Annotated in this window: 13 protein-coding genes and 1 tRNA gene; 11 read left to right on the plus strand and 3 right to left on the minus strand. The window is 40.9% G+C overall.

The window, feature by feature from the left end; translation table 11 throughout:
- Nucleotides 1-418: 418 nt before the first annotated feature.
- The 6 genes from ICL16_RS29670 to ICL16_RS29695 all read left to right on the plus strand — a co-directional run bounded on the left by ICL16_RS29670 (nt 419) and on the right by ICL16_RS29695 (nt 4,801).
- On the plus strand, nt 419-691 hold the full coding sequence (locus tag ICL16_RS29670) for a UPF0367 protein family (RefSeq protein ID WP_190835194.1): 273 nt from the start codon (nt 419-421) through the stop codon (nt 689-691).
- Nucleotides 692-798: 107 nt separating this feature from the next.
- Complete coding sequence (locus ICL16_RS29675) at nt 799-1,476, plus strand: energy-coupling factor ABC transporter ATP-binding protein (RefSeq protein ID WP_190835195.1); 678 nt, start codon at nt 799-801, stop codon at nt 1,474-1,476.
- 140 nt (nt 1,477-1,616) lie between these two features.
- Nucleotides 1,617-2,165, plus strand: coding sequence for an NYN domain-containing protein (locus ICL16_RS29680; protein ID WP_190835196.1), 549 nt, complete (start codon nt 1,617-1,619; stop codon nt 2,163-2,165).
- Nucleotides 2,166-2,342: 177 nt separating this feature from the next.
- Nucleotides 2,343-2,414: transfer RNA gene (locus tag ICL16_RS29685), tRNA-Asn, on the plus strand.
- A 121-nt stretch (nt 2,415-2,535) separates the two neighbouring features.
- Complete coding sequence (locus ICL16_RS29690; RefSeq protein WP_190835197.1) at nt 2,536-3,573, plus strand: J domain-containing protein; 1,038 nt, start codon at nt 2,536-2,538, stop codon at nt 3,571-3,573.
- A gap of 25 nt (nt 3,574-3,598) precedes the next feature.
- On the plus strand, nt 3,599-4,801 hold the full coding sequence (locus tag ICL16_RS29695; RefSeq protein WP_190835198.1) for an aminotransferase class V-fold PLP-dependent enzyme: 1,203 nt from the start codon (nt 3,599-3,601) through the stop codon (nt 4,799-4,801).
- Here ICL16_RS29695 and ICL16_RS29700 read toward each other — a convergent pair.
- The 3 genes from ICL16_RS29700 to ICL16_RS29710 all read right to left on the minus strand — a co-directional run bounded on the left by ICL16_RS29700 (nt 4,798) and on the right by ICL16_RS29710 (nt 5,929).
- Nucleotides 4,798-5,235 (minus strand): type II toxin-antitoxin system VapC family toxin, encoded by a 438-nt coding sequence (locus ICL16_RS29700; RefSeq protein WP_190835199.1) that lies wholly within the window; start codon nt 5,233-5,235, stop codon nt 4,798-4,800. The two genes, ICL16_RS29695 and ICL16_RS29700, sit on opposite strands and share 4 nt — an antisense overlap.
- Nucleotides 5,232-5,501, minus strand: a complete 270-nt coding sequence (locus ICL16_RS29705; RefSeq protein ID WP_190835200.1) for a hypothetical protein — start codon at nt 5,499-5,501, stop codon at nt 5,232-5,234. The genes ICL16_RS29700 and ICL16_RS29705 overlap by 4 nt, the downstream gene beginning before the upstream one ends.
- 68 nt (nt 5,502-5,569) lie before the next feature.
- Nucleotides 5,570-5,929 (minus strand): hypothetical protein, encoded by a 360-nt coding sequence (locus ICL16_RS29710; RefSeq protein ID WP_238361020.1) that lies wholly within the window; start codon nt 5,927-5,929, stop codon nt 5,570-5,572.
- A gap of 443 nt (nt 5,930-6,372) precedes the next feature.
- Between ICL16_RS29710 and aqpZ the strand changes: the two genes are divergently transcribed.
- The 5 genes from aqpZ (at nt 6,373) to ICL16_RS29735 (ending at nt 10,148) form a co-directional block, all read left to right on the plus strand.
- Nucleotides 6,373-7,143 carry an aquaporin Z gene (gene aqpZ, locus ICL16_RS29715; RefSeq protein ID WP_190835201.1) on the plus strand — a complete coding sequence of 257 codons (771 nt, stop codon included), beginning with the start codon at nt 6,373-6,375 and terminating at the stop codon, nt 7,141-7,143.
- Between the two features lie 99 nt (nt 7,144-7,242).
- A complete protein-coding gene (locus tag ICL16_RS29720) occupies nt 7,243-7,740 on the plus strand; it encodes a YbaY family lipoprotein (protein WP_190835202.1) in 498 nt (165 codons plus the stop codon).
- A 12-nt stretch (nt 7,741-7,752) separates the two neighbouring features.
- Nucleotides 7,753-8,259, plus strand: coding sequence for a hypothetical protein (locus ICL16_RS29725; RefSeq protein ID WP_190835203.1), 507 nt, complete (start codon nt 7,753-7,755; stop codon nt 8,257-8,259).
- A 90-nt stretch (nt 8,260-8,349) separates the two neighbouring features.
- On the plus strand, nt 8,350-9,264 hold the full coding sequence (locus ICL16_RS29730) for an SDR family oxidoreductase (protein WP_190835204.1): 915 nt from the start codon (nt 8,350-8,352) through the stop codon (nt 9,262-9,264).
- A 227-nt stretch (nt 9,265-9,491) separates the two neighbouring features.
- A complete protein-coding gene (locus ICL16_RS29735; protein WP_190835205.1) occupies nt 9,492-10,148 on the plus strand; it encodes an alpha/beta fold hydrolase in 657 nt (218 codons plus the stop codon).
- Nucleotides 10,149-10,219 lie beyond the last annotated feature (71 nt).

Consider the following 10,219-nt stretch of genomic DNA (forward strand, 5'->3'; position numbering starts at 1 on the left):
AAGCGATCGCGCTTCAACCAGTCGTCGAGAACGTCAAACCACCCTCTACTGGGGGCGCGTCCAACTGCGATGGTCATGTGAACGAATCTCCAAATCTTATAAGTTCAGGTTTTTCACCTCTGTATCTAGACTGCCATTTTTTAGCTGTCTACATCCAGGATAGTAACTAGGTTGTTAATCTAGTTAACAATTATTTACTTCTATTCATCATATTAAAGGCAAAACACTCATATTGGTACAGTTTTTTTAACAAATTTTAATATTTTTTAACCTGAACCGTGGAGAAGTAGGGGAGTAGGGGAGAATTAGAGTTTATTTTCTCCCTCACTCACATTCTCCCCCACTCCCTTTGTCTCCCCCCCGATACGCCAAGGTTTCGCTAAAATGAGTCCGACGGTTAAATTTATCAGTACGGCAAATGTTTACTATTGACCTAACGGTAAGAAACACAGCTATACCCATATCAGTACAAATCAAGTCAGCTGAGGATGCTGAAGCAGTGTATCAGCAAATTGTGACGAGCATGCGCTCTGGCAATCCAGAAATTTTGGAACTCAATTCTGAAGGCAAGATTGAGAAGAAAGTGGCTATCCGTAGCAGTGAGATTTCTGGAGTACAGATTTCTCAGAAAGAAGGTACAGCAAGTGGAAGTGCTAGACCCCCTGGTTTCTTTGCTCTCACAGCCGAGTAATAAATTTTGCTTATTTGAGATGACAGGGTGTGGGGTGTAGTGATTACTGTCTTACCCCTACACCCTGCCTCAATTTATTTGCTGAACATTTAACTAGTGGTGTATAAATGGCGGAACTGGGCATTGAGGTCAAAGATTTAAACTTCAACTGGCCATCAGGAGAGAAAGTGATCAAATCTTGCTCTTTAAAAGTACCCAAGGGTGAATTTTGGATGCTCTTGGGTACCAATGGCAGTGGCAAATCAACTTTACTCAGACTAATGGCGGGTTTACTAACTCCTCAATCTGGCAAAGTTCAGATTGTGCCTCCGATTGGTTTTGTGTTTCAAAATCCAGATCATCAACTGGTGATGCCTACCGTTGGTGCTGATGTGGCTTTTGGACTGGTGGAAGAAAAACTCTCGCCGACAGTTGTTAGAGCAAGAGTTGAAGAAGCTTTAGGCGCAGTGAATTTACAACCACTGCTGCGACGTCCTATTTATGCTCTCAGTGGAGGACAAAAACAGCGAGTGGCGATCGCTGGTGCTTTAGCTCGTCACAGTGAGGTTTTGCTATTAGATGAACCTACTGCTTTACTTGATCCAGATAGTCAACTGGATTTAGTCACTAGTGTCCGTAACCTAGTTAAACAGCGGCATATCACAGCACTTTGGGTGACACATCGTCTAGAAGAATTAAATTACTGTGATGGCGCTTTTTTACTTGAAAAAGGATCTTTAGTGGATCAAGGAGAGCCAGAGCGTCTTAAGCAATGCCTCATGGAGTTACACAACGAAGTTAGCTGATAACCATTTTTTTGAGTAACTTTTGTCTTCCTACAGCATTATTTCTTTTTTGTAACATTGTGTTACAAAGGTTGCTTGAATTAGTATGAGAGTTATGAATAATGTCAACAGTCAACTCTAGAAAATTGTGATTAAAAACCATGTCCCGTGCCATACCCAAAGCCGTTTTGTTAGTGGACGGCTACAATATAATAGGCTCTTGGCCTTGCTTGAAGAAAACCCGTGATAGTGCCGGACTAGAAGCCGCACGCTATGAACTAGTCGAAGCTTTGACTAGTTACAGTGCTTTTGAGGGTTATGAAACTCAAATAGTGTTTGATGCTCAATACCAAAATACATGTAGTAATAAAGAAGTTATTAATCAACTTTTGTCTGTTTACTACACAGATTTTAATCAAACGGCAGATACATATATAGAAAAGGTTTGTGCCTCTCTACGCACAATGGTAGCTCAAGCTCACATATCCAGAGTGATTGTTGCCACATCAGATCGAGCGCAGCAACTAGTGGTACAGGGGTACGGGGCAGAATGGCGTTCAGCACAACAGTTATGTTATGACGTACAAAACACAGTTTGTCGAGTACGGCAGAAATCTCAATCAACAAAGCAATCTAAAAGTAGATTCTTAGCAAATAACATTGACGCTAAGGCACGTCAGCGTCTAGCTGAAATGCTTCAGGGTGGGTAGATTTATTCTCATACATTTAAATTGTAGCATAGTCAAGTTCGTTTTGCACGATACTCCAGACAAATATGCCGGAAAAAATGTCTCTCGGGATGAACCTAAAAAAAATTTCAAAAAATTTTTCAAAAGTACTTGCCATTTAGAAAAACTTGCTCTAATATTAGAAATCGTTGAGAGCATTCCTCAGTAGCTCAGTGGTAGAGCGATCGACTGTTAATCGATTGGTCGCTGGTTCGAATCCAGCCTGGGGAGTTTAAACAGAAGCCCGATTTCTTCAAGAAGTCGGGCTTCTGATTTGAATAAAGAAGGGAGGAACGCGATAAGTTAAGCTGTATACGGCTGCCTTTTAACCTAAAAAGAAATCACTCCTTCCATGCCTCGTTCAGCAAAACGTCCAACCCAACCCAGCACAACACCAAAACCATTAGCTCTCTCATCCCTCCATATTCGTTTAGACGTTCTGGAAAAAGAACATCAAAAGATACTCAAACAAATAAAGAGAAAACGAACAGAACTGAATAACTTTGTCGAGCAAATGCGTTCTATAGCCACGGAGCTATTTTGTAAAAGTAGCCCCGGTGTGCAAAAAATGGGCGAAATCGACCAAGAAATCCATGCTCTGTTCGATGAAATCTTAACCAAGAGAAAGTTTGGCAAACAAACCAGGAAAAATGTAGAAGCGGTTTACCGTAACCTCCAATTGGCTGGAATAATCTCTCGAAGAATAAATAAAAAAGAAGAAGACATACAGCCAGAAACAAACTTTGAATCATTTGAGCAAGAAGATGATTTCTCTGAGCAAAACCATCAAACACGTCAGGAGGTAGAATTTCCTTCTCGAAACAGCACTGATGAATCGAAACGAATCCGTCAAGCATTTCTGAGATTAGCGGAAATCTTTCATCCAGATAAGGTAACAGACAGCGAGAAGCAGATGCATCACACAGAGGTGATGAAAGAAATTAACAAAGCCTACCAAGATGGAGATTTGGCTAGACTGTTGGAAATTGAACAGCAACACCAAGCGGGGGAAATAATTTCCTATGACAGCGAGGACGACTTGACGCGCAAGTGTACTCGTTTAGAAAAAGACAATGAGTTTCTCAAAATGCAATATGAGAACCTAAAACGGGAATTGCGGCAGGTGAAAAGTTCTCCAGAAGGAAAGATGGTATCTGATTACAGAAAAGCTGCCCGAGAAGACATTGATGTAATTGGTCAGATGTTGGCACAAGTTGAATCGGAAATCAAGATCATTTCTCAGGTTAGGGATTTTGTGAAAGACTTTCGCGAACAGAAAATATCAGTCAAAGAATTTCTTACTGGACCCCCTATTCTATCTCATCAGCAGATGATGGAAGACCTTTTTGAGCAAATGTTGAACGATTTAGAAGAAATGGTAGTGTTCTAGTAATTTACAACATCCAATTAAATCCATGTTTCAGACCGATCGCCCCAAGACAGATAATTGGGATAAATTGTGGTTGCTAGATCCAACTGTGACGTTTCTCAATCATGGATCTTTTGGTGCTTGCCCCTCAATTGTGCTAGAAGCTCAACAACGCTTGCGGATGCAACTAGAACAAGAACCTCTGCGTTTTTTTGGTAGAGAATGGGAAGGATTGCTGGATGATGCTAGAAGCAAACTAGCAGCGTTTGTTGGGGCTAGTAGTGATGAGTTGGTATTTGTTCCCAATGCGACGACTGGTGTTAATTCAGTATTGCGATCGCTCACCTTTTCACCAGGCGACGAAATACTCACAACCAACCACGAATACAACGCTTGTCGCAACGCACTCGATTTCATCGCCAGTCGCACTGGTGTACGGGTGGTGGTAGCAAAAATTCCTTTCCCTCTAGACTACTCACAACAAGTAGTAGAAGCGGCGATTGAGCAAGTTTCGCCCAAGACGCGATTGGCACTTTTAGATCATGTTACCAGCCAAACAGGATTAATATTCCCCATTCAGCAGTTGGTGCAGGAGTTAGGTGAGCGAGGTGTGGATGTACTTGTAGATGGCGCTCATGCACCGGGAATGTTACCCTTGAATTTGCCGAAAATTGGCGCAACATATTATACAGGTAATTGTCATAAGTGGTTGTGTGCGCCGAAGGGAGCAGCGTTTTTGTATGTGCGACGAGATAAACAGCCAGAAATTCGTCCATTGACAATTAGCCACGGTGCAAACTCACCACGAACAGATAAAACACGGTTTCAGTTAGAATTTGACTGGATGGGAACAGACGATCCTACAGCTTACATGTGCGTACCAGAGGCAATTTCCTTCATGGGTTCGCTGTTACCTAGTGGGTGGGATGAGTTAATGCTGCGAAATCATCAATTAGTATTGGCAGCAAGACAACTACTTTGTGAAGCGCTTTGTGTGTCAGTGCCATGTCCAGATGAGATGATTGGTTCAATGGCAGTAATACCAATGCCTGCTCAATTAGAAAACCGTAATTTCAAATCTTTACACGATGAGTTATTCGATAAATTTGGCATTGAAGTGCAAGTAGTTCCCTGGCAAGAAACACCCCGGCTGCTGGTAAGGATATCCGCTCAGATTTACAATAAGTTAGAGCAGTATGAGTATTTGGCAAAAGCGCTGATGGAGTTGATAGCCCAAAGCGGTGATTAGGCGTCTAATGATACCAACTTTACCCAAGGCAAAGTCGCTTGTACCGAGTTAACTAACCGTCTATCTGCCGTCCAAAACTCACATTCTAATCTTTGAGCTAACGCTAAATAGTGAGCATCGTAGGTAGCAGGTAGTCTCAAACTTCTCGCTAGCATCAAAGCTTCTCGGTGTAAATCAGCATCTCCGTAAAGTGTGATATTCAAGTTCATCGCCGCTAGCAAAGTTTGCTCCGCCTCTTCTGGGAGCATTTGCCCCGCAATAGTAGAGCGATGCAAAGCATTGCTAAATTCATAGTGAATCAAGGTTGGAGCAACAATTGTGTAATTCAAATCTAACCACTGTTTCCACAATTCCCTAACTCGCAACTCCAACATACCTTTAGATAACAAAAGCACTACCAAGTTGGCATCAACACAAATTATACCTGATGTCATTTCACCTCAGATGTGGGAAAGCAACTGCGCATAAGTTCATCATGTTGCTCATTACGCTCTTCTCTTGTTTGTCTAATATAGTCTTCTAGTGGTGGATCAAATGGTTTACCGCCACGACGCGCATTGATTTTGTCTGCCAAATCAATCAGCTTTTGGAAAGCTGCTCGTGCGTCTGATCTTTTTAATTTTTCGTCTAAAAGCGCTCTTTCTTCTTTAGGAAGAGACTGGATAGTTTGCACTAGACCATCTACTAGTTGTGTATTCATGGCTTCACAGCGCCGAGTAGTTATATAAATATCCTATAACCTTCGCTTACGACTCGTCTGGGAATAATTCACCGAAAGCAAGCACTTAAAATTTGCTGATCGCGCTCTTCTCGCATTTGGTGGATAATTTCATCTACTGGTGGATCTAATGGCTTTCCTCCACGATGGGCGTTAATCTCAGAACGTAACTTCTCAATCCGATCCAGTGTTTCTCGCCAATCGGGTTTTTTCATTTTCTGTTCTAACAGATCTCGTTCCTCTGGAGAGAGAGACTGGATGACTTGAAATAAAGAATTTACCAGTTGTGTGTTCATGGCTTCACAGCACCAAGTATCTATATTTATAGCTGATAAGGTTTGTTTCCAAATCAAGAGTAGGCTGATGGCAATGGTATTCGCATATTTACTGAGTATAAATCGCAAAAGCATTATTCGGGAAAATTCCAGTCGGCTTCAGCAGACTTCAGCTATTAGCTTAATAATTTATTACTAGGCTTTAATGATATAGCGCTTGTCATCTTAGTGAGGTACACTACCCCACCCAGCCCTCGCCTTGGAAAGAGGAGGGCTGGGTGGGGTGTACGCCATTAACTTGCCATTTGCTGTAACAGCACAACCCAATATTATGATGAGAAAATAAAGGTTGAAAAAATAGTCCATTTTAAATGACGACTAATGAGCATAGGTTTGTCATCGATACTAATGTGGTAGTTAGTGCGTTTAGGAGTTTTTAGAAAAAACTTAGAAATTATCTATTCATTTATTTTGTTATTCAATAACAAAAATAATAAAAAAAATCAGAATAAATTATTAATTAACAATACTCATTGATAGTATTTGCCTATGACTTCTGATATCTTGTTACTAATAAAATGTCACTGTATAAGCGTTGTCTAGCAGAGTTCATCGGAACATTTTGGCTAGTATTTGGTGGTTGTGGCAGTGCAGTATTAGCAGCAGCTTTTACAGCAAATAGCGCAAAACTTGCTGAAAATACACGATTTCCTTTAGGAATTGGATTAGTTGGTGTTTCTTTGGCGTTTGGGTTAACAGTATTGACTATGGCTTATGCCATTGGACACATCTCAGGTGGTCACTTTAACCCAGCAGTTTCTATTGGATTAGTGGCGGCAAAGCGCTTTCCTAGTTCTGATTTGTTTGTCTATATCGGCTCTCAAATATTTGGCTCTGTAGCAGCAGCAGGAGTTCTTTACTTCATCGCTTCTGGTAAACCCGGATTTACACTGAGCGGTACAAATCCACTAGCAACTAACGGTTATGGACTTGATCATTCTCCTGGAGGCTATTCATTATTAGCTTGTTTCATTGCCGAATTAGTTCTAACTTTTTTGTTTTTACTAATTATTTTGGGTGCTACTGATCACCGTGCCCCTCAGGGTTTTGCTCCAATCGCTATTGGTTTAGGATTAACACTGATTCACCTAATTAGCATCCCTGTTACCAATACATCAGTGAATCCTGCTCGTAGTTTAGGTCCTGCAATGTTTGTTGGCAGTTGGGCAATTCAACAGTTATGGTTATTTTGGTTAGCACCAATCGTGGGAGCATTTTTGGCAGGAACTTTCTATCACCAAGTGTTTGAAACACCATCGTCCAAACATTTCTCAGAAATTAAAGACTAATTCATAGATACCCGCTTTTTTAGATACCCGACTTCTTGTAGAAGTCGGGTATCTATTAGTGTAAAATCTGAATGATTTGCATTACATAAAATTATCTGAATGAAAAATATAATCTACCAAGTTGGTAAAAGTCTAATTATAGGTTTGTTTCTAACGTTACTATGTAACCAACTTGCTACGGCGCAAAATCAAGAAGCTGAACCAGAACCAGATGACGTTGTATCACCAGAAGAGATTGTAACTTCACCTGAGCAATCAAATGCCAGCGTAACAGGTACTGTTACGTATCGCGAAAGAATTGCTTTACCTTCTAATGCCGTAGTACAAGTTCAACTTCAAGATGTATCCTTGCAAGATGCTCCTGCTGTAACGCTATCAGAGCAAACTTTTACAACTAATGGCAAACAGGTTCCCTTTGCCTTTGAGTTAGTTTATGATCCAGCAGCGATTGTTCCCAATCGTACCTACGCGATTAGAGCCAGAATTTCAGTAAATGGTAAACTGCGCTTTATTAATACTTCTGCTTATTTTGTGATTACCCGAGGTAATCCTACAGAAGTTGAGGTGATTTTGCAAAGAGTGGGCGATAGCAAGTAATTACAAAATAATATGAAACACTTAATCTCTTTACTTATTTTGGGTGTGGGAGCGAGTTTACTGAATTTCAGTACAGCTATTGCTATTCCAAAGCAAGATAGCAAACCACAAATACTGCACGCACAGCTACCACCAGAAGAACCATCAACTAGAGAGCAGCCTCTGCTACCACCAAGAACTAAGCCATTAACGACAATTAAGGTGATTAATCAAAGGGTGAGTGTGCGTCTAGTTAATCAGACAGGCGAAGTGATTTCGTATATTGCCATTGGTGACACACCTGAGCGCAGGCTGAACCAAAATTCAAACGTACTCCTACGCAACTTGAACTTGCCCGCCTCCATCAACTGCTACTACAGAAATAAGAAAGTTTTTATTCAAAAGTCGATGGAAGCAAAGCTGAACCCAGACAATTCCAAAGGAATTTTGGAAGTAATTCTTACTTCTGCACCTTCAGACGTTGATTCAAGTTCGATCGCAATTACTATCGGAAGACAGGGAGGAGTACGTCTCAATTAAGTTAAGCCAACCCTGCGACTGATGAAAGCTCGGCTTGCTTTTACTTATCTGATTAGTAGAAGTACTAACTAAGTTTAAGGAGCATGAGTAATGCAACTCAAGCCAATTAATCAACAAGTTGTCGCAGTGGTTGGAGCCTCAAGTGGTATCGGACGCAATGCGGCTTTACAATTTGCCAATAGAGGCGCAAAAGTAGTAGTCGCAGCGCGTAGTCAGCAAGGACTAGAATCTTTAGTAGAAGAAATTCGCAGTTTAGGTGGTGACGCAACAGCTATTGTTGCGGATGTAACCGATTTTAATCAAGTTCAAGCGATCGCTAACTATTCTGTTGAGCAATATGGGCGATTAGATACCTGGGTACACAACGCCGCCGTAGAAATTTACGCTGCCTTTGAGGTGACAACACCGGAAGAATTTAAGCGCGTTATTGATGTTAACTTAATGGGGCAGGTATATGGCGCAAAGGTAGCACTACCCCATCTCAAGCGTGAAGGGCGTGGAGCATTGATTCATGTGACATCGGTGGAGGCAAAGCGTAGTTTACCGTTGCAAAGTGCTTATGCTGCATCCAAGCACGCTGTCGATGGCTTTTTAGAATCTTTACGAGTTGAGTTGATGCATCAAAAGCTCCCCATCAGCGTTACTCAAATTATGCCTGCAGGTATTAACACGCCTTTGTTTAATAAAGCGCGTACCAAGTTGGGTGTCAAGCCAATGCCCACACCACCCATATATGATCCTAGCCTTGTGGCGAAAGCTATTGTTGAAGCTGCCGAACATCCAAAACGCGAGGTTGTAGTTGGCGATGCTGGTAAGATAATTCTTTTAGCTCAACGAATTTCCCCTGGTTTAGTGGATGCTTATATGGAGCGGAGTGGCTTTGATTCTCAGTATACCAAGGAGCCGAAGTCGGAAAACGCACCCGATAATCTTTATGAGCCTCTTTCCGGTTACGACAAAATTGAGGGTGACTTTAGCGATCAATCACGTTCTTGGAGTATGTGATGCCCTGTTGATTTTGTTATTATAGGCGATCGCCCTCGTGCTTTCTACCGCTCTTCTGGCGATCGCGCATCAGTTATGGATTGGTGAGCTTTTCTCCTCCATATATAATTTACTTATTTTGTCAATACATATCTAATTTAGCCTTATTGTAACAAATGCAACATAGGCATTATGTTAACTACTAAAAGATATCATTAATAGGTAAAACTTTCAAAATTGAAAATGATATGACCTATAATTTTACTGCAAAGCAAGTTGAAGTAAATAAAGAAAGAATTTTCTATTTAGAAGGAGGAATAGAAAAAACTTCTACGCCAATATTATTTTTACACGGCTGGGGTGTAGGCATTCAGCCTTATCAAGAAGTTTTAAATGTTTTATGCAACCGTTATCAAGTGATAGCGCCAGAATTACCAGGTTTCGGGAAATCTAGTGGCTCTGTTATTAATTGGAATTATCAAGACTATGCTAAATTTTTAATTGCATTTTTACATAAAATAAATATTAACAAAGTTCATTTAATTGGACATTCAGTAGGAGGTGGAATCTCTGCCACTATAGCAGCATTAATGCCTAATATTGTCGAAAGCCTAATATTAGTAGATAGTACAGGTATTCCTGTAGAGCCTGTACCGCTAGTGATGGCGCAGAGGGTAATAGAAATGACTGCTCAATTGCCACAAATTAAGTTTCCACAAATTGTTCAAGTTTTTCAAGGTTTTTCTTACAATCTTTTCTGGAGAACGCAAAATACCATCAAAGTACTATTGCTGTCGTTAGAGAAAGATTTAAAAGCAATTTTGCCGGAAATTACGTCTCCCTGTTTGATTGTATGGGGAAAGAATGATCTCACAACTCCGATAAGTGCTGCACAAGAGTTGTAACTTTTCACTCCCCCCCCATTAGCAAGATGACTTGTGAGTTAGTAAAAGAATAAAAATGATTCGAGTGTGAG

Source organism: Iningainema tapete BLCC-T55, assembly GCF_014698965.1.
Lineage (GTDB): Bacteria > Cyanobacteriota > Cyanobacteriia > Cyanobacteriales > Nostocaceae > Iningainema > Iningainema tapete.